Below are 26562 nucleotides of genomic sequence, written 5' to 3' on the forward strand. Positions count from 1 at the left end.
CGCAGATTTCAAAGCAACGGCGCGTCCTGCTGGACGCGCTGGCTTTATTGCTGCGCGAGGCTCTGGATGGACTCCATCGTCTGTTTGGCGTCGACGCTGCCGGCGAAAGCCGGCGGGAAATACTGGTTGAAGAGGTTTTCCACCGCTGCCCAGTTGTTGGTGATCACGTAAGGCACGGAGTGCGCCAGGGAATAGTCGATGGCCTCGCCGCCGTTGGTGATGTCCTTGGCCGCCACCTTGTACCAGGCGGATTGCGACGCAGTGCGCGCCGGCAAGGCACGGCCCTGTTCCGCGAGATAGGACAGGGCTTCCGGACTGGTCAGCACCTGGATCGCCTTCCAGGCCGCGTCCTTGTTCTTGCTCGTCGTGGAAATACCGAAGCCGGAGCCTGCGGTCACGGCCGAAAGTTCGCCCTCTTCGCGCGGCAGGGTGGTGAGGCCGATTTTGAACTTCGCCTGACCCTTCATGCCGATGATCGACCAGGGGCCGTCGATATACATGGCGACATTGCCCGAATTGAACCGCCCTTGGATGACATCACCGGGATTCGCGCCACCTGATGGAACCAGCGGCGCGATCTTATCCTTGGCTGCAAAGCCGATCAGCCTGTCGGCGGCAGCAACTGCGCTCGCACTGGTCAAGTCAAGCTCGCCGGCGTCGTTGACGTATTTATCGCCCCAGGCCGCGGCCAGGACCGAATAGTTCGTCGGGGTGATACCGAAGCCGTACTTGCCGTCTTTTGTCAGCTTTTTGGCGGCATCGGTAAACTCAGCAAGCGTCCAGCCCGGCTTCGGCAGCGGAACGCCAGCAGCTTCGAGCGCGTCCTGGTTATAATAGATGACCCACGGACCGACGTCATAAGGCAGACCATAGAGCTGCTTGTCGACGGACATGCCGCCGATGATCGAGGGTGTGAAGGCGGCGACGTCGAACTTATCGGCCTCGATCCGGTCATTCAGCGGCTCGAGCAGCGAATAGAAGTTCGGCATGCGCAGCGACTGCATGGAGACGATGTCGGCGAGCTGTCCCGATGCCGCCAGCACCGGCAGCCGCGTCCAATAGTCGACCCAGCCCGTCGTCGTCAGCGTCACCTTGATATCGGGATACTTGGCACTCACCATCTCCGCCAGGTGCTGCCAACTCTTGGTGTCGGTTTCGGAGCCGGTCCACATCTGCCAGGTCAGGTTGACCTGCTCGGCCGACGCGGCCGTGGCAAAAAGGCTGCCGCCGACAGCGGCAAGCAAAAGCGTTTTTTTCAGAACCTTCATGGGTTTCTCCTCCCTCCATGACGCAAGGAATACGCGCGTGCGACCGAGTTCACGCCTTGAGGACGATCTCGATCACCGGGACGGTAACGTCAGGTTGCCGGACCGGCAGTTCGAGCGTGATCATGCCTTCCGGCACCATCACGCCGATGTTGGAATCCACTTCCTTCGTCTGGCTGAGCCAGCGCACTTCGCTGGCGTCATGTAGGAACTGCGCATAGGCGATCCTGTCGGCGAGGCGTTCGATATGGATGTGGCGGTAGGGCCAGTTGTAGACATGGAGATAGAGGCGGTTGCCGCGCTGGGTGTAACGGCAGCCGGCCGGCGCCGGATAGCGGGATGGCCCTGCCCCGTAGATGGAACGCCCATTGACGGCCATCCAGTTCTGGTAGACCTCCAGCGCAGCGCTCGCGCGCGCATCGAGCGTGCCCCGGCCGGTCGGGCCGACATTCATCAGGAGGTTACCGCCGAGCGAGACGGAATCGATCAGCAGCTGGATGATCTGTTCCGGGCTTTTCCAAGTATCTTCGTCGCGGTGATAACCCCAGGAGCCGCTGAACGTATGGCAGGCTTCCCAGAGCACCCCCTGGCTGGCGATGGCGGGGGCGACCCGCGGCGTATATTGCTCCGGCGTCGTCACGTCAGGCAGGGTGCCGGGCGGCAGATCGAGGCGGTTGTTGACGATGATGCCGGGCTGCAGCTCGCGCACCAGATCGACCAGCCGCTCGCTCTCCCAATCGGCGCGCCCCTTGCCGGGCAGGCCGCGATATTCGCGCCCGGGATAGCTGAAATCGAACCAGATGATGTCTATGCGGCCGAAGCCGGTCAGCAGCTCGCGCACCTGTTCGCGCATATAGGCAGCGTAGTTGGCGATGTTACGGCCGGCATTCAGCGCCTTGGCGTCGGGATGGTTGCGCAGTGGATGGTGAACGTCGATCGGGAAATCGGGATGGTGCCAGTCAAGCAGCGAATAGTAGAAGCCGATCTTCAGCCCTTCGGCACGGAAGGCGTCGACCAGCGGCGTGAGCAGATCCTTGCCACAGGGCGTGTTCGGCGCCTTGTAGTCCGTCACCTTGCTGTCCCAGAGGCAGAAACCCTCGTGATGCTTGGTCGTCACCACGACATATTTCATGCCGGCAAGACGGGCCCGCCGCGCCCATTCCCTGGGGTCGTAGAGATCGGGATCGAAATTGTCGAAATAGCGCTGGTAATGCTCGTCGGTCAGCTCTTCCCGGTTCTTCAACCACTCGTGCCGGGCCCCTAAGGCATAAAGACCCCAATGGATGAACATGCCCAGGCGATCCTGGCTGAACCAGGCGTGCTGCTCCGCCCCTCCCAATGCCGGATTTTCCGGCTGGCGTTCCGAACTCGTCACAGGTTTCTCCTCCCTGTTTTCCGGCTCAACATCATATCGAACCGGTTCGGTAAATGATCATCTCGCCTCATCCGATGTCTGTCAAGTCGAAATTCGCGATCGAAAGATCACTGAGGCAAACCCTATGAAACAACCGATTTGTAGCACGAGTGTTGCGCCGACCAATAAAATCGGACATAACAAGGCATTAGAACCGGTTCGACAGACATGACCACGATACGAGACGTAGCGCGCCTTGCGGGGGTTTCCATCTCGACCGTCTCGCTTGCGCTCAACAGCCCGAAGCGGGTCGGCGCCCAGACGCTCGACCGCATTCAGCAGGCGATAAAATCGACCGGTTACCGCATCGACCCGGTTGCCCAGACGCTGGCGCGCGGACGCAGCTCGCTGATCGGTTTCGTTTCGGCCAATCTCGGCAACATGTTCTTCGGCGACATTCGCCGAGAGATCGAGCACCAGGCGCTCGATCACGGCTATTTCGTCCTGATCGCCGACTCCTCCGGCAGGGCCGATCTCGAACGGGCGCTGCTGGAGCGGCTGGAGGCGCAGAAGATCGCCGGCATTGCGCTGGCGGCAAACGGGCGCGGCGAGGACTACGCCACGTTCCTGCGCGACTTCAAGACCCCGATCGTGATGTTCGACCAGAAGCTGGAAGGCGCCGAGCGTGATTTTGTCGGCTCCGACAACCCTCTGACCACCACCATCCTGACCGAACATCTGCTGCAGCTCGGCCACAGGCGGATCGGCTTCATCTCCGGTCCGAGCGGCCTGCACACTGCCGACGAACGCCTGAAGGGCTTCATGAACACGATGGCCGGCGCCGGCGTGGACATCGACCCTTCGCTGGTGGTCGAAGGCGGCTACACCAGAACCGGAGGCCATGCGCAGGCCATGCGCCTGCTCACCCGCCGCGACCGGCCGACCGCCATTATCGGCGCCAACAACATGACGGGCCTCGCAGCACTTCAGGTGATGCAGGAGATGGGCTTCCGCTGCCCTGACGACGTGTCGCTGGCGATGGTCGACGACGTGCCCTGGAGCAACGTCATCACACCCCGCATCACCATGGTGGTGCAGGATGCGCAGAAGCTCGGCGAATTGGCGGCACAACGTCTGCTGGCAAGAATAGCAAGCCCCGAGGCCGCCGCCGCGCCACCGCAGGATTTTATCCTGACGCCAAGATTCGTGCGCGGAGAGTCCACCAGGCGGTTGTGAGTGCTTGCCTGAACTTCATCACCGAGGCAACGAAACCGGCCTGTCGCCGTCGAGGCTATCGGCCCAAGCCTGGACCGACCGTTGATCGACGGCATTGCCCTCGTCCACATCGGCCAGCGCCTCCAGCGTCAAACGCAGGCGCTGCTTCTGCGCAGGCGGCAGCGGAACATGTGTGACCGGCAAATTGGTCCCCATCGAAGCTTCCTCGTCATCGTTCCCGGATCATAGCTGCCAATACTGGTCATATGCAAAATCAATCAAGAAAAAAGCGGCCGGTCGTTCGTCCATTGAACGATGAAGAAATTTGTCATACATGTGTGATGAATCGTGAATTTCGCAATGCCGTGCGTTCGAACGGCATTGCGGATCAAGAGCCGATGCGGGGTTAGGCGTGGCTATGCAGGTGAAGGATCGCAGCAAAGGCTCAGGGTCGCTGGTCTCACAGGTCGGCGAAAGCCTCCGGCAAGCTATATTGAGCGGCCAGTATTCCGCCGGCGACAAGCTTCCAAGTGAACACGAGCTGACCGAAACGCACAGCGTCAGCCGCACCGTCGTGCGCGAGGCGGTGGCCGCACTTCGCTCCGACGGGCTTGTCGAGGTGCGCCAGGGAGCGGGGATTTTCGTGCTCGGTGCCGATCCGGCGCTCTCCGCACGGAAAGTCGACAAAGCCCGCGTCGCCTCCGATCTTGAGGTACTCGAGATCAGAACACCTGTCGAAATCGAGGCGGCGGGCCTTGCAGCCCTGCGCCGCTCGCCGGCACAGGAGGAGGCGATATTCGAATGTCATCGGAAAGTCCTCCAATGCATCGAGACTGATCAATCCATTCGCGATGCGGATCTCGAACTCCATGCCGCGATCGCCGAAGCCACGAACAATCCGCTGTTCAGGCAGTTCCTGGAATCGCAGGGCTCGGCGATCATCCCGCAGTCGAGGCTCGTTCCGGAATCGAGGACGGCCGAACAGACCGCCTATCGAAAGCTGATCCACAAGGAGCACGAGGCAATCGTCGTCGCCATCTCGGACAGAGACGATCAGGCCGCCCGAAACGCCATGCGCGACCATCTGGTCGGCAGCCAGGCGAGGTACCGCAATCTGCTGAGGGACCTGCGAAGCTTTACGAGCTGACGTCTGATCCGAAATTGCGTGGAAGTCGGATCGATTATGCGCACGGCCGGCAGACGCCGGATGTGGCCCCGAGGCTCTTGGCGCAAGGCCGCCTTCAGTCTGGCTATTGGCGCGAATTGTCCGTTATTTGTCCGGCACGCGCATTTTCCCCTGTCTTCAAATCGCCGAATATGACTTCATGATCAACCTGCATGGAGCAAAAAATGTCCGGCCATGATACTGTCCTTCTCGTTATCGACGCCCAGGAGTCCTTCAGACACCGCGATTATTGGGATGAAAACCTCGCTTCCGCCTATATCGATCGTCAGCAGGCTTTGATCGACGGTGCGGAAGCCGATGGAATACCCATCATCCAGATTTTCCATGTCGATGAAAATGGGCCGTTTTCGGAAGCATCCGGGTTCGTCAGCACACTCGCCCCGCTCAGGATCGCTCCCAAGGCGACGTTCAGGAAGAACCGCCATAGCGCCCTGGTCGGCTCCGGTCTCGACGTGTGGCTGACCGAGAACGGCGTCCGTCGTATCCTCGTCTCCGGCATCCGCACCGAACAGTGCTGCGAGACCACGACCCGCCATGCCTCAGATCTCGGCTATCAAGTCGACTATATCGGCGAAGCGACCCTGACCTTCCCGATGACCGATGCCGCAGGACGCACCTGGAACGCCAAGGAGATCCGGGACCGGACTGAACTGGTCCTGGCCGGCCGCTTCGCTCGGATCGCTACCGTCGAACAGGCCCTGGCGGGGAGCGGAAAGGCTCTCGCCGCATGACCGACGCCGCGCAGCCCTTCGATATTCCGGTCTTCGTCGTCGTGCCGCCGCGCGTGCTGCTGCTCGACGTCGCTGGCCCGATCGAAGTGCTGCGCAAGGCGAACCTCGAACAGCGCACGGTGCGTTTTACCGTCACCTATATCGGCCCCTCGGCGACGGTCGGCAGCTCGATCGGTCTTGCCGTTACGGGCGTCGCCGCGTTACCCGAGCGCTTGCCCGATGCCGCGCTTGTCGTCATTGCCGGCAGCGCCGATGCACCCATGGAAAACAACCGTCCGTGGGACGAACAGGAACGCGCCGACCAGGCTGCCATCGTCGCATGGTTGAAGCGCGCCATTCTTCCGGGAATTCGTTTGGTCTCGATCTGCTCGGGCGCTTTGCTCGCTGCCGAGGCTGGCATGCTCGATGGCCGTGACTGCACCACCCATCATGGCTGCATAGAGGATCTGGCGAGGCTCGCTCCCACCGCGCGCATCCGGGACAACCGGCTCTATGTCGAGGATGGAGATCGCCTCACGAGCGCCGGCATCACCGCCGGCATAGACCTCATGCTGCATATCGTTGCCGAAGCAGCAGGGCACGCGTGTGCACTTGCGGTGGCGCGATATCTTGTCGTCTATCTCAGGCGCGGCGGCTCGGATCCGCAGCTTTCGCCCTGGCTTGAAGGTCGCAACCATATCCACCCGGTCATTCACCGTGCACAGGATGCCGTGGCCGCCAACCCGTCTGAGGACTGGTCGGTGGCGTCGCTCGCCCGCCTCAGCGGCGCCAGCCCGCGCAACCTTTCACGGCTGTTCAACGAGCAGACGGGCATGAGCGTGACGGATTTCGTCAACCTTATGCGCGTGGCTCTTGCCCGCGAGATGCTCGCCGGTTCAAGGCTGGACATGGAGGCCGTCGCGATGCGCGCCGGCTTCGGCTCGGCACGGCAGCTACGCCGCGCCTGGAACCGTCTGAACGACGGCCCGCCGAGCTCGGCACGCCCGAGGCTGCTTACAGGCTCATAGCGCAATCGGAAGGGCGGACGGATTGAGCCCGGTCTTCGGCACCTCGGTTCCCCAGATTTCGATTTGGGTCAGCGCCGGATAGGGCGAGGTGTCCTCGGCCTTGATCAGGCCGTGCAGTTCCACCCATTCGATGATGCAGGGCTCTACCGGAAAGGCCTGGGCGGCGCCTGATTTCACCAGCGGAAAGCAGGAGGTCCTGCCGTTCGAGAAGGTGACGCTGGCCTCCTCCCACCAGGAATCATGCGGGAAGTCAGCCCGAAGATAGAAAACGATCTCGTCGATCCTGACCGGCCTGCCGAATTCCACCGTCAGGGCCGCCTGCGGATCGCGATTGATGCCCCAGCTCGTATAGGGCCAGAAGCCGTGATCATCGTTGGCCTTCTCGCCGTCGATCGCGTTGCGCGCGGCAAAGACCGCTTCGCCCCGGGTCTCGACGTTGGCGCGCGCATGCGGAAACAGAGCCCGATTGGCGTGATCGTCCCAGGGATTCAGGGCGAGATTGCGCCGGTGAATGATCTCGTCCGGCCGTGTGCTTCGCGCTGAAAGCCGGTGAATATCGCCCCTGAAGGCATTTGGCGAATAGGGCTTGCGCTTGTCGCCGAAGGGTACGGCGAGCGAATAGGCGCATTCCTTCATATAGACCAGGCCGGGTTGGATCGCGCCATCAAGGGAGAGGAAGACATGCCCAGGCTCGGAAACCTCCACGACAACGCGATCGCCTTCATGATAGTTCTGGCGATAGACCAGGACCGTCTCGTCCCGGCCTGTGGAACTCGCCAGCACCGCCCCCTCGGCATCCACGATCTTCAGCGTCAATTCCATGCTCGCCCTCCCCAGAGCATGATGCCGAAAACTGTGAGTGGTTTTTTCGGACGACATCATGCTATAACTCTTTAATTTAGAACAGTATTCAGGACTTCAGGCCGACCCCGGCCTAAAGCCATCCCGTTCTAGACGATCCGCAATCTCAGGAGCCTTTCGGCAAACCTCACGCGCAGCCGGTAGATTTTCTCAGGCCAGGCCGATCTCAGCCGGGCGTCCGTAACGACGATCTCGTCGATTTCGATCTCGCCGGCGCCGACGACGAAAATGCTGCCGAGATCTGCCAGATCGATCCTGTCTGGGCTGACGGTCGGCGCCAGGCATGTCATCAGCGACAGGACCGCCGGCTTGCCCCCGTCATAAGTGTCGACGATCTCGACATGGCGGCCGCGCAGCAGGGAAACGACGCGGCGGTAGCTGTGCAACTGCGCTTCGGGGGGATAGGCGCCTGAAATATCGAGCGATATGCGCGCGCTCCGTTCGTCAAACCCGATCTCGACGTCGCGCGCGCCAAAGGCTTCGCCGGCGGACTGCATGACACCTGCGAATGTCGGCAGGTTGTGGAACGCCGACTGCATCGTCCATATCTCGTAGCGCCGCGCCGAAAAGGTCTTTGCGGTATAGGTCTCGACGCCGACATCGATCAGGAACGGATTTCCGTTCTTGTAAAGCGTCACGCTCCCGACATCATTGTGATTGTGGCCCTCGCCGTTGTTGCCGCCCTTGACGGCAAGCGAAAACTGCTCGTCGCGGGCGATGAACAGACCGATGCCAGGATAGAAGATATCGCGCCGGGACGCAGGATGCGGCTCCGCGGCAGCGGAAAGCGTCGGGCCGACCAGCAGTTCCTGCACCCGATACCAGAGGTTCCATTCCCCCGGCAGGTGCGGATTGGCGGACGCGACCCTGTCGGCTGCCGCGAACTCAGCCAGCATCTCAGAGCCGACCGCCCGCCCCAATAGGTATTCCCGCGCGCTGCAGGGTTCGACCACCGCGGAAGAATCCGCGAAATTGAAATAGTGGCGGCCGGCCACATGCATGTGAGCGATATATTCAGCCATGTTGCGGATCTTCGGCTGTTGCCAAAATCGGCCGAACAGGCCTGGCGCCACCGTATCCAGGATGGTCAAAGCACCATGCAGGCAGAGCGCGGCGTGACGGTAATAGAGTACGCCCTCCTCGCAGGCGCCATCCTCGGCATAGTCCTTCAGGAAGGCGTCGAGGCTGCCGAGCGCCTTTTTGACGACGGCGTGACGCGTGGGCTGACTTGTTTTCAGGGAGAAGACCGTCAACAGGACGTTCTGGCTTATCCATGCCGTCCAGTTGTTCATCCGCTCTTCGCCGCGACCCATCCACCAGAAATGTCGGCCGAGATAGGGCGAAAGGATGCGGATCTCGATCTCGCGCTCGACGCGTGCCGCAATCTCGGGGCTGATGCCGTCGAGCTCGTCGCCCAGCAATGCGACGATGGTGGCAAGCAGGGCGGCCGTTTCGGCGGCGAAGAGATCGACGACCGGCTGCGAATTGTCGGGAAGCGGCAAGCGTGCGCCGCTTCGTTCATAGGCGTTATGCGCCGGAAGCTGCCAGCCGCTCTCCTCCGCGATCAGGAAGATGCCGTCGACGACCTTCGGCAGGAAGCGCGCCTTGGCTTCGATGAGTTCGCCGAGCACCAGATTGTTGAGCATCCGGCGCCGCGTGAAATATAGCTCCTCGAAGCGCGCGCGATTGCCGGTTTCGGTGAACGCCCGGTAATCCGACGCCGTGATCAGCGGAAAGGTGCGCGCAAGCGTCTCTTCGGCCTCGCCAATGACCAGCTCCCGTACCGCCTGCGGCACGGAGTTCCATCTGGGGCGATCGGAGCCCACCGCCCCGGGCGTGAAATCGCCCAGCATATCCGGCAGCTCCTCTGAAATCTCGCTGAACATGTCCCTCCCCGCACTGGAAAAGCATCGATGAGCGCTTGGCCTTCATGCTCACCTATCATATGTGTTTTGCGCTTTCCATGAAATTCGTATGATCTATTCAGAACTTGTTTGACCAATACCGGATATGTGCTATGTGGTTGCGGGAGGAAGAGGAGGCATCGGTGTCCATATCGAATTCGGTCATCGCGACGGATGGCGCTCCGGCAATCTCAAGCCGAAAAGTCGCGGTCTTGTCCAAGCGCCAGCGCAGGATGCGCAGCGCGCTCGTCGCCTATTCCTTCATTGCCCCGAATTTCATCGGCTTTGCCGTCTTCACGCTCGGCCCGATCCTGTTCGCCTTCGCGCTCGCCTTCATGCATTGGGACGGCTCGAATGCGATCACATTCGCCGGGCTGGATAATTTCTGGCGGCTCTTCGAGGACAAGGCCTTTATCGCCGCGTTCTGGAACACGGTCATCTACACAGTCGCCTCCGTGCCGGCGACGCTCATCTGCGCGCTCGGCCTCGCCGTTCTCCTCAACCAGAAGATCGCCGGGCGCGATTTCTTCCGCACGGCAATGTTCTTTCCCTATGTCGCTTCGCTGGTGGCCGTCGCGGTCGTCTGGAACATGATCTTCAATCCCGAGATGGGACCGGTGAACATGATCCTTTACACGCTCGGCCTCGATCCCAAGAACATGCCGGGATGGGCGGCCGATCGCCACTGGGCGATGGTGACGGTGATCCTCTTCGGCATCTGGAAGAATATGGGCTATTACATGGTCATCTATCTGGCCGGCCTGCAGGGCATCAATTCAGAGCTCTATGAGGCCGCCGATCTTGATGGGGCCAATGCCTGGCAGAAGTTCATCCATGTCACCGTGCCGCAGCTCGGGCCGACGACCTTCTTCGTGACCGTGATGCTGACGATCCAGTCCTTCAAGGTGTTCGACCAGATCTACATGATCACCCAGGGCGGGCCTGGAACCTCGACGCTCGTCCTCGTCTATCACATCTACAACGAAGCATTCATTTCCTGGGATCTCGGCTATTCCAGCATGGTTTCGCTCGTGCTGTTCTTCCTCGTGCTTGCCGTCACTGTCTTCCAGTTCCGGCGCCAGAGGGAGGACGAGGCATGAGGATCGCAGGACGCAAGGTGACCGTCAGATCGGTCGCGATCTACGCCATCGTCATCGCCGTCACGCTCATCATGCTGATGCCCTTTGCCTGGATGCTTTCGGCATCGCTGAAGCTCAGCCGCGACGTCTTCGCCTTCCCGATCGAGTGGATACCGTCCGAGCCGCAATGGCAGAACTACGTGGATATCTGGACGAAGATCCCGCTTGCGCTGTTCATCTACAACACGTCGAAGCTGACGATCATCGTCACGCTGCTGCAGCTTTTGACCTCCAGCTTTGCCGCCTACGCCTTCGCCAAGCTGAATTTCCCCTACAAGAACACCCTGTTCCTCGGCTACATCGCCACCATCGCCATGCCCTGGCAAGTCTATATGGTGCCGCAATTCCTGCTGATGCGTGAATTCGGCCTCAACAACACGCATCTGGCGCTGATCTGCCTGCAGGCCTTCACTGCCTTCGGCGTCTTCCTGATGCGGCAGTTCTACATGTCGATCCCGACCGAACTCTGCGAGGCGGCCCGCATCGACGGCATGAACGAGTACCAGATCTGGGCGCGCATCATGCTGCCGCTGTCCAAGCCCGCGCTCTCGACGCTGACGATCTTCACCTTCGTCACCACCTGGAACGATTTTCTCGGGCCGATGATCTACCTGACCAAGACCGAGCTGAAGACCGTCCAGATCGGCCTGCGCATGTTCATCTCGCAATATTCGGCCGAATACGGGCTGATCATGGCGGCCTCCGTCGTCGCCCTCATTCCGGTTCTCGTCGTCTTCCTCTCTCTCCAGCGTTTCTTCGTCGAGGGCATCGCCTCGACGGGACTGAAGGGTTAAATCCATGAATGCCGTCTCGTCCGTCGCCCCGCAGCCGATCGCCGACCAGGAGGTCAAAGCCGCGCTCGATCTTGCCGTCGAGCAGATTAGGCGCAACCTCATCCAATTCACCCATGCCTCGCAGAACCATTCGAGCGTCGGAAATTTCTATCCCGCGGTAGCGAACACCCAATGGACCGCGGGCTTCTGGCCCGGCGAGCTGTGGCTCGCTTTCGAGCACAGCGGCGAGGCGGTCTTTCGGGATGCAGCGCAGGTCCAGGTCCAGTCGTTCCTGCATCGGATCGTGAACCGCATCGAGACGGATCATCACGACATGGGCTTTCTCTATTCGCCCTCCTGCATCGCCGGCTGGAAGCTCGTCGGAGACGAGGACGGCCGCAAGGCGGCGATCCTCGCCGCCGACCAGCTGATCGAGCGCTTCCAGCCCGTCGGCCAGTTCATCCAGGCTTGGGGCCGCAAGGGCAAGGCGGAAGAATACCGCTACATCATCGACTGCCTGCTGAACCTGCCGCTTCTCTACTGGGCAAGCCGCGAAACAGGCGATCCGAAATACCGCGAGATCGCGCTCATTCACGCCCGCACCACGCTCGCCAACTCGGTTCGGCCGGATGATTCCACCTATCATACCTTCTATATGGACCCGGTCACGGGAGCGCCGGTGCGCGGCGCCACCAAGCAGGGCTACAGGGACGACAGCGCATGGGCGCGCGGACAGGCCTGGGCAATCGCTGGAATGGCGCTGTCCTATCGTTATGAGCGGATCGAGGAATATCGCCGGACCTTCGACCGGCTGCTCGCCTTCTATCTCAACCGGCTGCCGGCCGACATGGTGCCTTATTGGGATCTCGTCTTTTCGGACGGCGACGGCGAGCCGCGCGACAGTTCGTCGGCATCGATCACCGCCTGCGGCCTTCTGGAGATGGCCGATCTCGTCGAGCCGGAACCGGCAGCACGCTATCGCACGCTGGCGCGGCGCATGATGAAGAGCCTTGCGGATCACTATGCGGTCAAGGATCCCAGCGTCTCGAACGGGCTGGTGCTGCACGCCACCTATTCGAAAAAATCGCCGTTCAACACCTGCCGCGGCGAGGGTGTCGATGAATGCGTCTCCTGGGGAGATTATTATTACATGGAAGCTTTGACGCGCCTTTCGCGCAGCTGGTCTTCCTACTGGTGAATTCAGGAGAACCCGATGGCCAGCATTTCGCTTAAAGAGCTGAACAAGAGCTACGGTGCGCTCACCGTCGTCCATGACATCGACCTCGAGATCGCAGACAAGGAATTCATCATTCTGGTCGGCCCCTCCGGCTGCGGCAAATCGACGACGCTGCGGATGATCGCCGGCCTCGAGGAGATATCGGGAGGAGAGCTCAGGATCGGCGGCGACGTCATGAACGACGTTCCCTCCAAGGATCGGGATATCGCCATGGTCTTCCAGAATTATGCGCTCTATCCGCATATGACCGTCTACAAGAACATGGCTTTCGGCCTGCAGCTCAGGAAGGTGTCGCGCGACTTCATCGATGCCCAGGTGCAGGACGCCGCCAGGATTCTCGACATCTCTCATCTCCTGAACCGCAAGCCGAAGGCGCTTTCGGGCGGCCAGCGCCAGCGCGTCGCGCTTGGCCGCGCCATGGTGCGCAATCCGGCGGTCTTCCTTCTCGACGAGCCGCTTTCCAACCTCGACGCCAAGCTGCGCGGGACGATGCGCTCCGAAATCACCAAGCTGCACAAGCGCCTCGACGCCACCTTCATCTACGTCACCCACGACCAGGTGGAAGCGATGACCATGGCGGACCGGATCGTCGTCATGAAAGACGGGCATATCCAGCAGGTCGATACGCCGCAGAACCTCTATGATCGCCCCGTCAATATGTTCGTCGCCGGCTTCATCGGCGCACCGCAGATGAACATGCTGCCCTCGACCATTCTGCGACGGGGCGACGGCTATATCGCCGTCTTCGACGGCCGAGAACTGCCGCTACCCGCCCATTTCGACAAGGCCAGGATCGCCCCCTACGAGGGCCGCGAACTGGTGCTCGGCATCCGTCCGGAGAATTTCCACGAATTGCCGCCGGCCGACATCGCACCGGAGAACCTGGCGCCCCTCAAGGCGATCGTCGAACTTGCCGAGCCGATGGGCTCGGAAGTGCACCTGAACATGGTGGCGGGCGGGCGCAATCTCATCGCCCGTGTCTCGCCGCGCTACCGGCCTGATATCGGCGAAGAGGCGATGCTGGTTGCCGATATGACCAATGCGCAGTTGTTCGACAAGGAAACGGAACGCTCGATTCTATACTGAGACGCCTGCGGGAGATGGCTATGCAGTGGTTGCGGGACATGTGGACGAGAGAGGGGCCGGGCATTCCGAAGGATGCGCCGAAGAGAACCGGCCTTGCCCTGTTCGCCGAGATCCTCGTCCGCGAGTGGTGGGAGATGGTCAAGCTGAACATCCTCTTCATCCTGACCGGCCTCTTCGTCGTGACGCTGCCGGCAGCGCTCGCCGCCATGGCCCGGGTCTCGGTGGCTCTTGTGGAAGATCGCAACACCTATCTGCTGCGGGACTTCACGGAAGCCTTTCTGCGCTACTTCTGGCGCGCCACGGCTTGGGGCCTGGCGCTGGCGGGCGCTCTCGCAGTCTGCCTCTATGCGATCGCAACCTATGGCGCCGGCGCGCGGGACAATCTATTGCTGAGCGCACCACTGACGATCGCCCTCGTCGCTACCGCCTTCGTCGCGGTCCTCGCCTGCCATCTCTTCGTTTTGATGGTGATGCGCGATCTGCCGGCTCTGAGGCTGCTGCGCCTCGCCGCCCTCGCCTCCGTCATCCGTCCGCTCCCGGCGCTTGCAGCGCTCGCCCTTACCGCCAGCCTCTGGCTGGCGCACATCCTCTTCTATCCGGTTTCGGTGTTCATGCCGGCAACCTTCAATTTTTCACTCGGAATGTTCGCCGTCGCATTCGGCGTCCATCGGGCGGCGGTGACGGTTCTAGACCTGCCAAACGCAACACAGCCGCACCGCGAACCGCATAGACGAGACGCTTCTTAAAATAACTGATCCAGAGATGATCCAGGGAAGGAGAACGGGAATGTATTTGGATAAATTCGGGGGGACGGTGAAACTTGCCGTGGCGGGGTTCACCTTGGCGGCGATGACGGCCGGGGCAGCGCTTGCCCAGGACGTCGTGACGCTCAAATGGGCTTTGTGGGATTGGGACAAGACCGCCTATTACAAGCCGCTGATCGAGGCCTATCAGGCCAAGCACCCAAACGTGAAATTCGAGCCGATGGATCTCGGTTCGCAAGACTACCAGCAGATGATCTCGACCCAGCTGACGGGCGGCTCCAAGGACATCGACATCGTCACCATCAAGGATGTGCCGGGCTACGCCAATCTGGTGCGCGCCGGCAACATTGCCGATCTCAGCGGCTTCGTGAAAGATCAGAAGATCGACCCGGCCCCCTATGGCGGCCTGATCGAGGAGCTGACCATCGACGGCAAGATCTACTCCCTGCCGTTCCGGTCCGATTTCTGGGTCGTCTATTACAACAAGGATATATTCGACAAGGCAGGCGTCCCCTACCCCACCAATGACATGACCTGGGCGCAGTTCGACGAGACCGCCGAGAAGCTTTCGGGCGGCATGGGCACCAACAAGACCTACGGCGCGCTTCTGCACACCTGGCGGTCAACCGTTCAGCTGCCCGCCATCCTCGACGGAAAACACACGCTGGTCGACGGCGAATACGGCTTCCTGAAGCCCTGGTACGAGCGGGCGCTGACCCTGCAGAAGGATGGCGCGATTCCCTCCTATGCCTTCCTGAAGACGTCGAACACACATTATTCGGCGCTCTTCTTCAATGGCACGATCGGCATGCTGCCAATGGGAACCTGGTTCGTCGGCACCCAGATCACCAAGGTGAAATCGGGTGAATCGAAGAGCAAGAATTGGGGCATCGTGAAGTTCCCGCATCCCGACGGTGTGGCAACCGGCACGACCGCTGCGCAGATCTCGGGCCTGGCGGTCAACGCCAACTCCGTTCACAAGGATGCCGCTCTCGATTTCATCAAGTTCGTCACCGGTCCTGAGGGCGCAGCAGTCATCGCGTCGACGGGCACTTTCCCTGCGCTCAAGACGGATGATGTCAGCGCCAAGATCGCGGCAACACCCGGTTTTCCCGAGGATGCGGCCAGTAAGGAGGCGCTGAAGCCGTCGAAAACCTACCTGGAGATGGCAGTCAACCCGAACGCCGCCAAGATCGAAGTCGTACTCAACCGTGCGCATGACGCGATCATGACCGACAGCACCTCCGTCGATGATGGGCTGAAGGAAATGACCGAAGGCGTGAAGGCCATCAAGTAGGCGTCCAGAAATGTCGACGGCCGCGGGCAATATCTGCCCGCGGCCGATCCTGTTTTTCATGAATTTCGAGCCTGACAATGATATATGATCCCGCCCGGGCCAATCCGCTTTTCGGCAATCCCTTGAAGACGCGTGACGACCTTGCCAAGGCCGTCACTGATCTCTTCGAGCCTCTGCTGCCGTATTTTTCCGAGGGCGGCGCCCGTGTGCGCCTCGGTGCGGCCGGCGCGATCTTCGACCGGGCAGCGGCGGATCTGGAGGGATTTGCGCGGCCGCTCTGGGGGATCGTTCCGCTCGTTGCCGGCGGCGGCGCGTTTCCGCATTGGGATCTCTATCGCCGCGGGCTGGCAAACGGCACCAATCCCGCTCATCCCGAATATTGGGGCGATCTGGCCGACCGCAATCAGCGGCTGGTCGAGCTCGCCGCCGTCGGCTTCGCCCTGGCGCTCGTGCCCGAGCACATCTGGGAACCGCTTGACGACAGCGAGAAGAAGACGGTCGCTGCCTATCTTCTCAGAGCGCGCGAGCTGGAATTCATCGACAACAACTGGAAATTCTTCCGTGTGCTCATCGATCTCGGGCTGGAACGCGTGAGCGTGGCGTTCGATCACCGGAAAACCCTGGCCTATCTCGACGAATTGGAGGCCTTCGACCTCGGCGACGGTTGGTATCGCGACGGGCCGGTTCGGCGGGTCGATCATTACATTCCCTTCGCCATGCATTTCTACGGCCTGATCTATGCGGTGCTGGCCAAGGGCGACGAGGCGCGCAAGGATCGCTTCCGCGATCGAGCCGAGATCTTCGCCAGCGATATCCGCCACTGGTTCGGCCCGGATGGAGCAGCCCTAGCCTTCGGCCGCAGCCAGACCTACCGCTTCGCGACGGGAGGTTTCTGGGGCGCGCTTGCCTTTGCCGGCGTCGAAGCGCTGCCCTGGGCGGAGATCAAGGGCTATTACATGCGCCATATCCGATGGTGGTCGGCGATGCCGATTGCCGATCGCGACGGCGTTCTCTCGGTCGGCTACGGCTATCCGAACCTCTTCATGAGCGAGAGCTACAACTCGCCCGGTTCACCCTATTGGGCGCTGAAATTCTTCCTGCCGCTCGCTCTTCCGCAGGGTCATCCGTTCTGGACCGCCGAGGAGGGGCCGCAGCCGGAATTTCCGGAGCCGGTTGCGTTGAAGCCGGCGGGAATGGTCGCCATGCACACGCCGGGAAATGTAGTCGTACTCTCCTCAGGGCAGCAGCACGACAAGATGCTCGGCGCAAACGAGAAATATTCGAAATTCGTCTATTCCACGCGCTACGCCTTCAATATCGAAGCCGACGACCGGAATTTCTCCGCCGCAAGCTTCGACGGCATGCTCGGTCTCTCCGATGACGGCGTCCATTTCCGCATGCGGGAAACTCTCGAAGAGGCGTTGATAACAGGTGACCTGCTCTATTCGCGTTGGCGCCCCTGGGGCGATGTCACCATCGAAACCTGGCTGCTTCCCGAAAACCCGTGGCACATTCGCATCCACCGCATCGCCACGCCGCGCACCCTGATGACCATCGAGGGCGGGTTTGCGATCGAACGCGCGGATTTCAATGCCGATCGCTCCGATGTAAGCGATGGCCGGGCCGTCTGGTACGGACGGACCGACGTCAGCGCCATCGTCGATCTATCGCCCAATCCAAGGGCCGGCCATGCGTTAAGCCCGATCCCAAACACCAATCTCATCCACGCCAAGACCCTGCTGCCGCAGCTGCGCGGCGAAAGCGGCCCCGGAACCACCGTGCTGGTGACCGCCGCGATGGCCCTGCCCCGCCGTGAAAACTGGGCAAAGCCGCTCGATAACCCGCCGGCCTGTCCTCGCCTCGACGAGGTGGAGCGGTTCTTTCGCGAGAAAGGCGTACGCGTGCCGGCATTCGCCCTCAGGACGTAGCTTGAAGCACTGGCTTCCGGGTTTCGACCGCCAGGCGGTTGGCTATCTCGCGGTCAGCTCGGAACGGTATGCTTCGGCAATGCGCTGCGCCAGCCGTGCCATTTGATCGTCAGGTATCTGTAAAACCCCGTACTCCGCCATCAGTGCATGGTATTGCTGCTTTTCGAGCGGCACACCCGAGGGCAAGGGAACGACATGAAAATGCAGGTGGCTGTTGGCTTGTTGGCTGCCGAGCGAAAGCACGTAAATTCGCTCGGCGTCGAACAGGCTTTTGAGGGCGCGTGACAAGACATGCACCTTCTCCTGTAGTCGAAGATATTCATCCGTCGACATGTCCCGCGCCAGATCCTCCCGGTGCTCCTTCGGACAGACGAGGCAATAGCCCGGTAGAGTGGGATATTTGCTCAGGAAAATGATCGTCTCGTCGTCTTCAAAAACGCGATGATGAAAGAAGCCAGGGTCATTCCTGACCAAGCCACAGATAAAGCATGGCCTTGTTCCGATGTCGTGCACATAGGCCTTGAGATCAAATGGTTGGCGTTCGATCATTCTAAACCTCTGTCGTCTCACGCGCCGAGGCGTATCCGATCGTCAAATTGGTGCGACAACCGATATTGGGAAGTCAAATCGATCCTGCCATCAAATCTGTCCACTGGCGCATATGCGAGGTGATGGTCATCCTGACACTCCCCATTGCAATCGACTTTGCATGACTTAAGTGATATTGAGATGTTCATCACCAATCTCACGTGGCCGGAATGACCGAAGCTCTCTTTTCCGAATTTCTCATGATTGATCGGTCGTCCGCCAACGACGGACGAACCGTGCCATTGGCTGGCCGCCGGCGCAAAGGCGTTGTTCCAGAACGGACCTCGGATGAAAACGCTCTGCGTGATGCGTTCGCGGATGCCTTCCTGCAGACCCTGACGAAGTTCGCCGTCGATCGATCTGCTTTTCCTGAGAACGCGGACCCCGAACTCGCGAAGCTCGCCAGGGCGATGGCAAATGTTGCGGTCGGGGATTCCGTGGTAATCCGCTTGAAACCCGATCTTCCGGAAGGACATCGCAGATCCGTCAAGACCTTCTTCCAGACGATGGTCCGCGTCAGCGGCTCGCTGGAAGAAAGCCGGCTGGAAGACGCGATCAACAAGCTCGCGGACGTTATCCTGCCTGATGAGCTTGGCGAGGCGCGCGGCGTGCTCGCAGCGGACAATCTGGAGCTCAGGGATCGCTTCATCGCTGAGGTGCCGCAGCTCACCAGCGCAGAGATCGGAAACCGCGCCGGCTCAAGCGCGAGAAACCTCTACGCGACTGCGGCGCGCTGGAAGAAAGCCGGCGACATTTTCTCAGTACATCATCGCGGCACCGAATATTTTCCGGCGTTTCAGCTCCGGGACGGACGGCCGCATCCTGCGATCAAGAAGGCGCTTGTGGCGCTTCCGGAAAACCTGTCTCCATGGCAGCGCGCATTCTGGTTCGTTTCAACGAACGGCTGGCTGGACGACAAGGCGCCCATGGATACGCTTGACGATTTCGACGCGGTGGCTGCTGCCGCGGCCCGTGAACGGCAAGAGGTCATTGGGTGAGCCACCCTCCTCTGCCAAGCCCGCCGTCGCCCTTTCCAACGATCAACATCCGGACGATCAAGGCAGGTACGGCACTTCATCGAAGCCATCTGTCTTCGTTCCGGGCAGGGCAATTCAATCCCTGCAAGGGACAGCCGACGCGCTTTGCACCGTTCAACGACGCGCACGGCAATTGTGTCGCGACGCTCTATGCGGCAACGAGCAGAGAGGCGGCCGCCTTCGAGTCGATCTTTCACGACATCGAACCGGCCGCCGCTTTCAAGACCGTCCGGCTTGCCGTCGTCGAAGCGCGGACGGTGAGCGTCATCGCGCCAAAGCGTGATCTGCAGCTGGCAAGCCTTTTCGCACCCGATTTGAAAGCCTGGAAACTCAATCGAACGGATCTCATCGAAACGCCGAAGTCGACATATGGCGAGACCGTCCTGTGGGCCGAAGCCATTCATCGGGCGCGCGCAGACATTGACGGGTTGATCTGGACGTCCCGCCAGTGCGACCCCGAACAATGCATCATCCTGTTCGAGGATCGCATGGCAGAGGACCGGCTCGACGTCGTTCAATCCATCGACGCCGGTGCGAATGCTGGTCTCCTTCTCGAACTGCGGGACTATGGGCGCCGTGGGGGCATCACGATCGTATCTTAGCGCCAATGACGCTCGCTGACTCCGAAACCGTCACCAAAGCTATTCTCAAAAACCAATGCGCGCTCAACGCCGCCGTCGCATAATATTTTCGAGTTACTCGATAATTATATTTATATCTTCAACTAATGAATAAGAAAAACCCACTCTTCGCAACATTGCTGTAATGAAATCCGGCAAAGCGCAGCAGCATACTCAGCTTTCAGTTTCCGAGATCTTGAGAGGAGACCGCAATGCCCACCATAATGATCTATCACGACGTCAAAGACACGAAACACTGGCTCGCCTCACCCATCCGCAAACAGGTATTGGAACCCATCGGCGTGACGAACATTCGCACGTTTACAGACCCTCAAAAGTCCAACCGCGTCGGCCTGGTCATGGACGTTGCAGACATGGAAAAGTTGATGGCCTTCATGCAGACCAAGACAGCGGCCGATGCGATGGCGAGTGACGGCGTCTTGCCCGAGACCATGACGTTCCTCGTTCAATCGTAACACACATCTTGACGAGACTTGGAAATGCAACGCGGGAGGATGATATGACGACATTATTCGTGAGGCACGAGGTCTCCGACTACGCCGCCTGGCGCAAGATATATGATGCCTTTTCGCCAGTGCAGAAGGCCAATGGGGTGACGGCGCAAGCCGTTTATCGCGCCATCGACAATCCGAACGATATTACAGTCACCCACGAGTTTGCCACGCTTGAAGCGGCGCAGGCATTCAGCAAGCTGGACGAGTTGAAGACGGCGATGCGCACGGGAGGCGTGCTCGGTGCCCCGACAGTGTGGTTTACCAACAAAGCGTGAAATAGGCCAAAACGGCTTTCGGTGCATGCCAGGGAGGCGGTAGTGGGCGCTCGCCGATTGCCGCCCTCGATGGCCGTTACCGGCGAACTGTGCAAAATTATGATCCGCTCGTTATGTCGCGCAGGAGATCCAGTCCGCGCTGGTATTTTTCCGTTTTCTTGCCGGCCTGTTCGGCCTGTCGGAGATTATCTTCGAGATCGGCCCGTTTGACGGGCAAGGCCAGCGGGTGTGATGCCGCACGTCTGACGAAGTCGCCATCCGGCTCGTCCGGCCGCCGTGTCAGAGCATTTACCGCGGAGATGATCGCCGGCGGAAAGCCCTCTTCCCTCAGCCTGTCGAGCGTCCAGCCGCTGCCCTTCTCGACGACGTCATGAAGGTAGGCGACCGTTCGTATCTCGTCGCCGGAAACGAGAAGCGCTACCCGCTGGCAGTGCTCGAAGAACGGCCGGCCGGTCTTGTCCGCCTGGCCTTCGTGGGCCGTAAGAGCGATCTGGATGGCATGGTCGAGATGCTGCATGGCGATCACGGCCCTTCGGTCTTCCTGATCTTCCGCCAGGAAGGCTTTTCGCCCGTCGTCATCTCGATGTCAGGCCCGGGAGCCTTGGCGGCCTCAACAGGCCTCGTTCTTGGCCGATCGAAATCGCCGCTCTCGCCGGCCCCTTGAAGTAATGCCGCATCATCCCTGTCGTCTTCATCGAGCAGATCCTGCAGCGTCTCATGCTCATCCTCGCCGGCCAGTTCGTCGCAGGCTTGCAGCCAATGGCGCTGGTCGGCGCCCTCCGGGCGGCCCTCGGCCTCCCAGATTTCGTAGGCACGGCGACGGATCTGCTCGTGTTTGTCTATAGCCATGATCGCCTCCAAGCGCATTTCATCCGAAGAACGGGCCTAGCCGCTTTCACGGCGTGTTGATGGTTGGAAGAAAATCCTCCACTTGTTTGCGCTTGTCCTTCGAAAGCGTCTCCACCCTTTCCTTCCAGAACCGCTCGGCCTCGGGTGGATCCTCATCCCATTGGCGAACATCGGTGATGTTGTCGTCGATCATGGATCGGCGGTGGCCGCCGAGGCTGAGATATTCTTTCGCGAGCTTCAGGCTTGGGGTTTCGGTGCCGCTCTCTGGCGGCACGTTGGATCTGGAAGTCATCATGGATCACCTTTCGATGTTGTGATCCAATAACCTTCGCAAGCAGTGAGAGTTCCGCGTGGGTGGCGATTGATTTGAGCGGGCGACCGAGGCAGGCCCGCGGCGGCGATCAATGGACGGCCATGCTTACCATCCGATAGGGGTGCACGGCTTCGAATTGCGAGATCATCGCCGTTGCCTGCTGCAATACGAGCTCGGCATTTTCCGGATCATCACGGGCGAGCTCATCGGCGTTGACGCGGATCGCTTCAGCCATGTTGTTGGAGATTGCCGCAAATTGCGTATTGCCTTCGACAAAGGCCTCACGCGCCGTGTCCTCCAGCGTACGAGCGATATCGACGAGGATTTCCTCGCGTTCCTCGATACTGAGGTCTTTGATTAGTTTGGTGTTCTCTTCCATGTCACTCACTCCTAAAGACGTGGGACGGTGACCGAGCTCATCAAGCCTCGGCCACCAAAGAACTAGGAATGCCGAAATACGGATTCAAGCCTCAATGCCGTTCGCCCTTTTATTCGAACGCAGGAGCCGATTGTCTGTTCCCTGTTGGGCGTTGGCAGTCTCCGGCGGAGAGTGCTAATTTTTCTTTCGTCGCCTCTTGAAATTGCTGAACCCTCGAACCAGATCATTCGCGCAAGGCGCGCGCGCGAACCTGCACCCGCCCGGATTGGTTATCCGGTCCGGCCACGGGAACAACGTCATCATTGTTCATCGATGGAGGAAGACATGTCGTTTCGACCGCTTCATGACCGTATTCTCGTCCGCCGGGTCGATTCAGAGGAAAAGACCAAGGGCGGCATCATCATTCCCGACACCGCCAAGGAGAAGCCGCAGGAAGGCGAGGTTATCGCCGTCGGCCCCGGCGCACGCAACGAGGCCGGACAGATTCAGGCTCTCGACGTCAAGCCCGGCGATCGCATCCTGTTCGGCAAATGGTCCGGCACCGAGATCAAGATCAATGGCGAAGATCTGCTGATCATGAAGGAAAGCGACGTGATGGGGATTATCGAAACCCGGGGCGAAAAGAAGCAGGCCGCCTGAGATTCCTGCGGGCATCTGTCGATGCAGGAGCGCATCGGCTTTTCACGGAAACGCAGAACCGCTCCAACCTTTTATTTCTGACGCAATTCCAAACGGAAAACCACGTCGCACTTTTCCAGGAATTGCTCTGGCTGCCTATGAAGGAGTGAGGACAATGGCTGCTAAAGAAATCAAATTCGGCACCGAAGCCCGTGAGAAGATGCTGCGTGGCGTCGACATCCTGGCCAACGCCGTGAAGGCGACCCTCGGCCCGAAAGGCCGCAACGTCGTGATCGAAAGGTCTTTCGGCGCACCGCGCATGACCAAGGACGGCGTTTCGGTCGCCAAGGAAATCGAACTCGAAGACAAGTTCGAAAACATGGGCGCCCAGATGGTCCGCGAAGTCGCCTCGAAGACCAGCGACGTCGCCGGCGACGGCACCACGACTGCAACGGTGCTGGCCCAGGCAATCGTCAAGGAGGGCGCCAAGGCCGTTACTTCGGGCATGAACCCGATGGACCTGAAACGCGGCATCGATCTTGCGGTCGGCGCCATCGTCGCGGAACTGAAGGCCAACGCCCGCAAGATCTCCAACAATTCCGAGATCGCCCAGGTCGGCACGATCTCCGCCAATGGCGATGCCGAAATCGGCCGCTTTTTGGCGGAAGCCATGGAAAGGGTCGGCAATGATGGCGTCATCACGGTTGAAGAAGCAAAGACTGCCGAAACCGAACTCGAAGTCGTCGAAGGCATGCAGTTCGACCGCGGTTATCTCAGCCCCTACTTCGTGACCAATGCCGACAAGATGCGGGTCGAGTTCGAAGACCCTTATATTCTCATCCACGAGAAGAAGCTGTCGAACCTGCAGTCGATGCTGCCGGTTCTCGAAGCCGTCGTCCAATCCAGCAAGCCGCTCCTCATCATCGCTGAAGACGTCGAAGGCGAAGCCCTTGCAACGCTCGTCGTCAACAAGCTGCGCGGCGGCCTGAAGATTGCTGCCGTCAAGGCTCCCGGCTTCGGCGACCGCCGCAAGGCCATGCTCGAAGACATTGCCATCCTGACCGCCGGCACTGTCATCTCCGAAGATCTCGGCATCAAGCTCGAATCCGTCACGCTCGACATGCTTGGCCGTGCCAAGAAGGTGTCGATCGAGAAGGAAACCACTACGATCGTCGACGGTTCGGGCGCCAAGTCCGACATCCAAGGCCGTGTTGCCCAGATCAAGGCGCAGATCGAAGAAACCACCTCCGACTACGACCGCGAGAAGCTGCAGGAACGTCTTGCCAAGCTCGCTGGCGGCGTTGCCGTCATCCGCGTTGGCGGCTCGACGGAAGTCGAGGTGAAGGAGAAGAAGGATCGCGTCGACGACGCGCTTCATGCAACCCGCGCGGCGGTCGAGGAAGGCATCCTGCCGGGTGGCGGCGTGGCGCTGCTGCGTGCCGTCAAGGCACTCGATAATCTCAATACGGCCAACCAGGACCAGCGCGTCGGTGTGGAGATCGTCCGCCGCGCGCTCGAGGCGCCGGCTCGCCAGATCGCCGAAAATGCCGGAGCGGAAGGCTCGATCATCGTCGGCAAGCTGCGCGAGAAAAGCGAGTTCTCCTACGGCTGGAACGCTCAGACGGGCGAATATGGCGACCTCTATGCGCAAGGCGTCATCGATCCGGCCAAGGTTGTTCGCACTGCGCTACAGGATGCGTCCTCCATTGCCGGTCTTCTCGTCACGACGGAAGCCATGATCGCCGAAAAACCCAAGAAGGACGCCGCTCCGCCAATGCCTCCCGGCGCCGGCATGGATTTCTAGAAAGGCTGCCGGCCCGCCCGTACCCGGGCGGGCCTTGTCTAGGGGAATAGAGATGGTTCAAACGATCAAAAGCCGATCGCAGGTACCGCTGGACTCCCGCGATCTCGAAATCTGCCAGCAGGTCTTCGACAAGATCAGATCCGATTACCAGGTGGAAAAGGACAGCGACGAAGCCGAACGAATGGCGAGCATCGTCATCGAACTCTACCGGCAGGGTGTGCGCGACCCCAATCACTTGCGGTCGATGGTCGAGGCGGCCCGCGGCCTCTTCGAAACGAGCGAGCGGTAGGGAATGCCGTGCCTGCGCGTCATAAGTACCGCGCTGGACCACACATAATGATGGTTTCAGCGCGGGTGCCGTCCCGAGGATTTACCCCGAAGAACGGTCATCTGCTCCTGCTGCACTTCATTTTCATCGTTCAAAACGGCTTGCCAAAGCCTGTTGCCGAGCCGAAGCGACACCCGTTTCGTCCCCTCGTGTTCAGCTGTCCCGATTTCAACGGAGCTGACGACGGAACCATGGCGCATGTGGCGGCGAAGATCGGCGAGCGACAGCCCGAACCGCTCCGCCAATTCCGATGATTCCAGGATAAAATCGCCATTTGCATCGCGCTCGATCAGCACCGACTTTTCCCCCAGCTACGTTCCACGCCCGCCGCTCAGGCCACCGCCGGGATCGTATTGTCTGCCTTTGGCAGCAGCCGCGCTACTGCGCTCAGCAGATCCGTCTGCGATATCAGGCCAAGGATGCGGTAATCGTCATCGACAATGATGACGGCATGCGTGCGCCCGTCCGTCAGAACGGGCAATAGCGACAGAGCAGTATCCGAAGATCTGGCCACCGCCGGCCTCGCGATCGCATGCGCGATGGTCTCGGTGCTCATCGACAATTCCCGCAAGCCGACGGTGCCGACGAGGCGGCCCTCTGGGTCCTTCACCGGCAAGGTGCGGATATTATGCTTCAAGAGAAGATGCCGTGCGGCATCCGGTTCCGAGGCTTCGCCAATGGCGATCACGTCGCGCGACATGATATCGGCACAGCTGATCTTGCCGTTTGAGCGGATGGCCGCTTGCAGCTCGACCTGTTGCAACAGCCGGCTAAGGTCCGCCCGGTCGATATCGAAGGTTTCGTCAAGCGCTTCGAGAGCCGCATTGACATCCTCCTCGCGAAACCCCACCCGCACGGCAGATGGCAGGTCGATCGTCTGATGGGTGTTCTCCGCCGCTTTCGGAACGACGTGCGGATAGTTCCGCTTGGAAAGCTTGTGGAACAGCAGGCCAAGGCCGACGAGAATGCAGGAGTTCAAAGCGACGGGCACGAAGGGAAAGAGGAATCCCCAGCCGGCAACGACAGGGCCGCCGAGCACGGCGGTCAGCGCCGCGGCTCCTCCCGGCGGATGAAGGCAGCGCGCGAAGGACATCGCGCCGATGGCAAGCGAAACGCCGACGCCGGTCGCGATGATCGGATCGCGAATGAAATAGGCGGCAAAGATTCCCATCAGAGCGGAAATGGTATTGCCGCCGATGATCGACCATGGCTGCGCCAGCGGGCTTGCCGGCACCGCGAAAAGAAGCACCGCGGACGCCCCCATCGGCGCGACGATCAAGGGAAGATGTGGCCCCTGCCCGAACAGATAGCCGCTAATGACGCCGGTGAAACCAATGGCCAGCAAAGCGCCGAGACATGCAATCAATCGCTCTCGTAAGGTCGCTCCCGCCAATATGGGTGAGAACAAGCGGAAGCGGCGGAAGCGGCTCAGTCCCACCTTCGGGGAAACGGGATACTGCATGACAAGACCAATTAAGCGAGGATTAGC

General features: G+C 60.5%; 30 protein-coding genes. 18 read left to right on the forward strand and 12 right to left on the reverse strand.

The genetic code is table 11. The features are described 5' to 3' along the window. Positions 1-44: 44 nt before the first annotated feature. Together GFM02_RS00970 and GFM02_RS00975 are read right to left on the reverse strand one after the other, a co-directional pair. Positions 45-1268, reverse strand: a complete 1224-nt coding sequence (locus tag GFM02_RS00970; RefSeq protein ID WP_168320494.1) for an ABC transporter substrate-binding protein — start codon at positions 1266-1268, stop codon at positions 45-47. Between the two features lie 49 nt (positions 1269-1317). Further along, the gene (locus GFM02_RS00975) at positions 1318-2640 is read right to left on the reverse strand and encodes an alpha-L-fucosidase (RefSeq protein WP_168320495.1); all 1323 of its coding nucleotides are present in this window, start codon (positions 2638-2640) and stop codon (positions 1318-1320) included. 207 nt (positions 2641-2847) lie between these two features. Between GFM02_RS00975 and GFM02_RS00980 the strand changes: the two genes are divergently transcribed. Beyond that, on the forward strand, positions 2848-3855 hold the full coding sequence (locus GFM02_RS00980; RefSeq protein ID WP_168320496.1) for a LacI family DNA-binding transcriptional regulator: 1008 nt from the start codon (positions 2848-2850) through the stop codon (positions 3853-3855). 18 nt (positions 3856-3873) lie between these two features. Here the strand turns inward: GFM02_RS00980 and GFM02_RS00985 are convergent, their stop codons facing one another. Then, complete coding sequence (locus GFM02_RS00985; RefSeq protein ID WP_168320497.1) at positions 3874-4050, reverse strand: CopG family transcriptional regulator; 177 nt, start codon at positions 4048-4050, stop codon at positions 3874-3876. A 202-nt stretch (positions 4051-4252) separates the two neighbouring features. Between GFM02_RS00985 and GFM02_RS00990 the strand changes: the two genes are divergently transcribed. From GFM02_RS00990 to GFM02_RS01000, 3 genes are all read left to right on the forward strand, one after another. Beyond that, positions 4253-4981 carry a FadR/GntR family transcriptional regulator gene (locus tag GFM02_RS00990; protein WP_163874176.1) on the forward strand — a complete coding sequence of 243 codons (729 nt, stop codon included), beginning with the start codon at positions 4253-4255 and terminating at the stop codon, positions 4979-4981. 191 nt (positions 4982-5172) lie between these two features. Next, positions 5173-5751 carry an isochorismatase family protein gene (locus tag GFM02_RS00995; RefSeq protein WP_205930123.1) on the forward strand — a complete coding sequence of 193 codons (579 nt, stop codon included), beginning with the start codon at positions 5173-5175 and terminating at the stop codon, positions 5749-5751. Beyond that, the gene (locus GFM02_RS01000) at positions 5748-6758 is read left to right on the forward strand and encodes a GlxA family transcriptional regulator (RefSeq protein ID WP_168320499.1); all 1011 of its coding nucleotides are present in this window, start codon (positions 5748-5750) and stop codon (positions 6756-6758) included. Before GFM02_RS00995 ends, GFM02_RS01000 begins: the two co-directional genes overlap by 4 nt. Here GFM02_RS01000 and GFM02_RS01005 read toward each other — a convergent pair. Continuing rightward, entirely contained in the window at positions 6753-7580 is an 828-nt protein-coding gene (locus tag GFM02_RS01005; protein WP_168320500.1) for a carbohydrate-binding protein, read from the reverse strand. The two genes, GFM02_RS01000 and GFM02_RS01005, sit on opposite strands and share 6 nt — an antisense overlap. Before the next feature lie 128 nt (positions 7581-7708). Beyond that, positions 7709-9505, reverse strand: a complete 1797-nt coding sequence (locus GFM02_RS01010) for a heparinase II/III domain-containing protein (protein ID WP_168320501.1) — start codon at positions 9503-9505, stop codon at positions 7709-7711. A gap of 131 nt (positions 9506-9636) precedes the next feature. Here GFM02_RS01010 and GFM02_RS01015 point away from each other — a divergent pair, with 131 nt between their 5' ends. The 7 genes from GFM02_RS01015 (at position 9637) to GFM02_RS01045 (ending at position 17747) form a co-directional block, all read left to right on the forward strand. Next, the gene (locus GFM02_RS01015; protein ID WP_205930124.1) at positions 9637-10623 is read left to right on the forward strand and encodes a carbohydrate ABC transporter permease; all 987 of its coding nucleotides are present in this window, start codon (positions 9637-9639) and stop codon (positions 10621-10623) included. Then, a complete protein-coding gene (locus GFM02_RS01020) occupies positions 10620-11456 on the forward strand; it encodes a carbohydrate ABC transporter permease (protein ID WP_011649417.1) in 837 nt (278 codons plus the stop codon). The genes GFM02_RS01015 and GFM02_RS01020 overlap by 4 nt, the downstream gene beginning before the upstream one ends. 4 nt (positions 11457-11460) lie before the next feature. Further along, positions 11461-12633: a glycoside hydrolase family 88 protein gene (locus tag GFM02_RS01025; RefSeq protein WP_168320502.1), complete on the forward strand. Its 1173-nt coding sequence runs from the start codon at positions 11461-11463 to the stop codon at positions 12631-12633. A gap of 15 nt (positions 12634-12648) precedes the next feature. Continuing rightward, positions 12649-13758 (forward strand): ABC transporter ATP-binding protein, encoded by a 1110-nt coding sequence (locus GFM02_RS01030; protein WP_168320503.1) that lies wholly within the window; start codon positions 12649-12651, stop codon positions 13756-13758. A 20-nt stretch (positions 13759-13778) separates the two neighbouring features. Then, the gene (locus GFM02_RS01035) at positions 13779-14504 is read left to right on the forward strand and encodes a YesL family protein (protein ID WP_168320504.1); all 726 of its coding nucleotides are present in this window, start codon (positions 13779-13781) and stop codon (positions 14502-14504) included. A 40-nt stretch (positions 14505-14544) separates the two neighbouring features. Next, on the forward strand, positions 14545-15819 hold the full coding sequence (locus GFM02_RS01040) for an ABC transporter substrate-binding protein (protein ID WP_168320505.1): 1275 nt from the start codon (positions 14545-14547) through the stop codon (positions 15817-15819). Positions 15820-15896: 77 nt separating this feature from the next. Then, positions 15897-17747 carry a DUF2264 domain-containing protein gene (locus GFM02_RS01045; RefSeq protein WP_168320506.1) on the forward strand — a complete coding sequence of 617 codons (1851 nt, stop codon included), beginning with the start codon at positions 15897-15899 and terminating at the stop codon, positions 17745-17747. Between the two features lie 42 nt (positions 17748-17789). Here GFM02_RS01045 and GFM02_RS01050 read toward each other — a convergent pair whose 3' ends face one another. Further along, positions 17790-18296 (reverse strand): HIT family protein, encoded by a 507-nt coding sequence (locus tag GFM02_RS01050; RefSeq protein WP_168320507.1) that lies wholly within the window; start codon positions 18294-18296, stop codon positions 17790-17792. Between the two features lie 209 nt (positions 18297-18505). Between GFM02_RS01050 and GFM02_RS01055 the strand changes: the two genes are divergently transcribed. The 4 genes from GFM02_RS01055 (at position 18506) to GFM02_RS01070 (ending at position 20782) form a co-directional block, all read left to right on the forward strand. After that, positions 18506-19333 (forward strand): hypothetical protein, encoded by an 828-nt coding sequence (locus tag GFM02_RS01055; protein WP_168320508.1) that lies wholly within the window; start codon positions 18506-18508, stop codon positions 19331-19333. After that, positions 19330-19974 (forward strand): RES domain-containing protein, encoded by a 645-nt coding sequence (locus tag GFM02_RS01060; RefSeq protein ID WP_168320509.1) that lies wholly within the window; start codon positions 19330-19332, stop codon positions 19972-19974. The genes GFM02_RS01055 and GFM02_RS01060 overlap by 4 nt, the downstream gene beginning before the upstream one ends. A gap of 230 nt (positions 19975-20204) precedes the next feature. Beyond that, complete coding sequence (locus GFM02_RS01065; protein WP_168320510.1) at positions 20205-20468, forward strand: hypothetical protein; 264 nt, start codon at positions 20205-20207, stop codon at positions 20466-20468. A gap of 44 nt (positions 20469-20512) precedes the next feature. Beyond that, complete coding sequence (locus GFM02_RS01070) at positions 20513-20782, forward strand: cyclase (RefSeq protein ID WP_130740155.1); 270 nt, start codon at positions 20513-20515, stop codon at positions 20780-20782. Positions 20783-20879: 97 nt separating this feature from the next. On the opposite strand, the gene GFM02_RS01075 is transcribed toward GFM02_RS01070, so the two are convergent. The 4 genes from GFM02_RS01075 to GFM02_RS01090 all read right to left on the reverse strand — a co-directional run bounded on the left by GFM02_RS01075 (position 20880) and on the right by GFM02_RS01090 (position 22323). Beyond that, entirely contained in the window at positions 20880-21299 is a 420-nt protein-coding gene (locus GFM02_RS01075) for an HD domain-containing protein (RefSeq protein ID WP_168320788.1), read from the reverse strand. Between the two features lie 5 nt (positions 21300-21304). Further along, entirely contained in the window at positions 21305-21631 is a 327-nt protein-coding gene (locus GFM02_RS01080; RefSeq protein ID WP_027664696.1) for a DUF2934 domain-containing protein, read from the reverse strand. 46 nt (positions 21632-21677) lie between these two features. After that, a complete protein-coding gene (locus GFM02_RS01085; protein ID WP_072641461.1) occupies positions 21678-21926 on the reverse strand; it encodes a hypothetical protein in 249 nt (82 codons plus the stop codon). A 106-nt stretch (positions 21927-22032) separates the two neighbouring features. Beyond that, positions 22033-22323, reverse strand: a complete 291-nt coding sequence (locus GFM02_RS01090; RefSeq protein WP_020047251.1) for a hypothetical protein — start codon at positions 22321-22323, stop codon at positions 22033-22035. Between the two features lie 324 nt (positions 22324-22647). Here GFM02_RS01090 and GFM02_RS01095 point away from each other — a divergent pair, with 324 nt between their 5' ends. The 3 genes from GFM02_RS01095 (at position 22648) to GFM02_RS01105 (ending at position 25034) form a co-directional block, all read left to right on the forward strand. Then, positions 22648-22962 carry a co-chaperone GroES gene (locus GFM02_RS01095; protein ID WP_168320511.1) on the forward strand — a complete coding sequence of 105 codons (315 nt, stop codon included), beginning with the start codon at positions 22648-22650 and terminating at the stop codon, positions 22960-22962. Between the two features lie 154 nt (positions 22963-23116). Next, positions 23117-24745 carry a chaperonin GroEL gene (groL, locus tag GFM02_RS01100; RefSeq protein WP_168320512.1) on the forward strand — a complete coding sequence of 543 codons (1629 nt, stop codon included), beginning with the start codon at positions 23117-23119 and terminating at the stop codon, positions 24743-24745. A 52-nt stretch (positions 24746-24797) separates the two neighbouring features. Next, a complete protein-coding gene (locus GFM02_RS01105; protein ID WP_168320513.1) occupies positions 24798-25034 on the forward strand; it encodes a hypothetical protein in 237 nt (78 codons plus the stop codon). A 56-nt stretch (positions 25035-25090) separates the two neighbouring features. Here GFM02_RS01105 and GFM02_RS01110 read toward each other — a convergent pair whose 3' ends face one another. Beyond that, positions 25091-25369: a DUF6522 family protein gene (locus GFM02_RS01110; protein WP_027664677.1), complete on the reverse strand. Its 279-nt coding sequence runs from the start codon at positions 25367-25369 to the stop codon at positions 25091-25093. Positions 25370-25404: 35 nt separating this feature from the next. After that, on the reverse strand, positions 25405-26535 hold the full coding sequence (locus GFM02_RS01115; protein WP_168320514.1) for an HPP family protein: 1131 nt from the start codon (positions 26533-26535) through the stop codon (positions 25405-25407). Positions 26536-26562: the final 27 nt, after the last annotated feature.

This window comes from Rhizobium leguminosarum bv. viciae (assembly GCF_012276115.1).
GTDB lineage: Bacteria > Pseudomonadota > Alphaproteobacteria > Rhizobiales > Rhizobiaceae > Rhizobium > Rhizobium leguminosarum_T.

Excerpts from the sequence above, each read along its gene's own strand:
- GFM02_RS00970 (WP_168320494.1), bottom strand. The coding sequence starts at position 1,268 with ATGAAGGTTCTGAAAAAAACGCTTTTGCTTGCCGCTGTCGGCGGCAGC.
- GFM02_RS00980 (WP_168320496.1), top strand. The coding sequence starts at position 2,848 with ATGACCACGATACGAGACGTAGCGCGCCTTGCGGGGGTTTCCATCTCG.
- GFM02_RS00985 (WP_168320497.1), bottom strand. The coding sequence starts at position 4,050 with ATGGGGACCAATTTGCCGGTCACACATGTTCCGCTGCCGCCTGCGCAG.
- GFM02_RS00990 (WP_163874176.1), top strand. The coding sequence starts at position 4,253 with ATGCAGGTGAAGGATCGCAGCAAAGGCTCAGGGTCGCTGGTCTCACAG.
- GFM02_RS00995 (WP_205930123.1), top strand. The coding sequence starts at position 5,173 with ATGGAGCAAAAAATGTCCGGCCATGATACTGTCCTTCTCGTTATCGAC.
- GFM02_RS01000 (WP_168320499.1), top strand. The coding sequence starts at position 5,748 with ATGACCGACGCCGCGCAGCCCTTCGATATTCCGGTCTTCGTCGTCGTG.
- GFM02_RS01005 (WP_168320500.1), bottom strand. The coding sequence starts at position 7,580 with ATGGAATTGACGCTGAAGATCGTGGATGCCGAGGGGGCGGTGCTGGCG.
- GFM02_RS01010 (WP_168320501.1), bottom strand. The coding sequence starts at position 9,505 with ATGTTCAGCGAGATTTCAGAGGAGCTGCCGGATATGCTGGGCGATTTC.
- GFM02_RS01015 (WP_205930124.1), top strand. The coding sequence starts at position 9,637 with ATGTGGTTGCGGGAGGAAGAGGAGGCATCGGTGTCCATATCGAATTCG.
- GFM02_RS01020 (WP_011649417.1), top strand. The coding sequence starts at position 10,620 with ATGAGGATCGCAGGACGCAAGGTGACCGTCAGATCGGTCGCGATCTAC.
- GFM02_RS01025 (WP_168320502.1), top strand. The coding sequence starts at position 11,461 with ATGAATGCCGTCTCGTCCGTCGCCCCGCAGCCGATCGCCGACCAGGAG.
- GFM02_RS01030 (WP_168320503.1), top strand. The coding sequence starts at position 12,649 with ATGGCCAGCATTTCGCTTAAAGAGCTGAACAAGAGCTACGGTGCGCTC.
- GFM02_RS01035 (WP_168320504.1), top strand. The coding sequence starts at position 13,779 with ATGCAGTGGTTGCGGGACATGTGGACGAGAGAGGGGCCGGGCATTCCG.
- GFM02_RS01040 (WP_168320505.1), top strand. The coding sequence starts at position 14,545 with ATGTATTTGGATAAATTCGGGGGGACGGTGAAACTTGCCGTGGCGGGG.
- GFM02_RS01045 (WP_168320506.1), top strand. The coding sequence starts at position 15,897 with ATGATATATGATCCCGCCCGGGCCAATCCGCTTTTCGGCAATCCCTTG.
- GFM02_RS01050 (WP_168320507.1), bottom strand. The coding sequence starts at position 18,296 with ATGATCGAACGCCAACCATTTGATCTCAAGGCCTATGTGCACGACATC.
- GFM02_RS01055 (WP_168320508.1), top strand. The coding sequence starts at position 18,506 with ATGACCGAAGCTCTCTTTTCCGAATTTCTCATGATTGATCGGTCGTCC.
- GFM02_RS01065 (WP_168320510.1), top strand. The coding sequence starts at position 20,205 with ATGCCCACCATAATGATCTATCACGACGTCAAAGACACGAAACACTGG.
- GFM02_RS01070 (WP_130740155.1), top strand. The coding sequence starts at position 20,513 with ATGACGACATTATTCGTGAGGCACGAGGTCTCCGACTACGCCGCCTGG.
- GFM02_RS01075 (WP_168320788.1), bottom strand. The coding sequence starts at position 21,299 with ATGCAGCATCTCGACCATGCCATCCAGATCGCTCTTACGGCCCACGAA.
- GFM02_RS01080 (WP_027664696.1), bottom strand. The coding sequence starts at position 21,631 with ATGGCTATAGACAAACACGAGCAGATCCGTCGCCGTGCCTACGAAATC.
- GFM02_RS01085 (WP_072641461.1), bottom strand. The coding sequence starts at position 21,926 with ATGATGACTTCCAGATCCAACGTGCCGCCAGAGAGCGGCACCGAAACC.
- GFM02_RS01090 (WP_020047251.1), bottom strand. The coding sequence starts at position 22,323 with ATGGAAGAGAACACCAAACTAATCAAAGACCTCAGTATCGAGGAACGC.
- GFM02_RS01095 (WP_168320511.1), top strand. The coding sequence starts at position 22,648 with ATGTCGTTTCGACCGCTTCATGACCGTATTCTCGTCCGCCGGGTCGAT.
- groL (WP_168320512.1), top strand. The coding sequence starts at position 23,117 with ATGGCTGCTAAAGAAATCAAATTCGGCACCGAAGCCCGTGAGAAGATG.
- GFM02_RS01105 (WP_168320513.1), top strand. The coding sequence starts at position 24,798 with ATGGTTCAAACGATCAAAAGCCGATCGCAGGTACCGCTGGACTCCCGC.
- GFM02_RS01115 (WP_168320514.1), bottom strand. The coding sequence starts at position 26,535 with ATGCAGTATCCCGTTTCCCCGAAGGTGGGACTGAGCCGCTTCCGCCGC.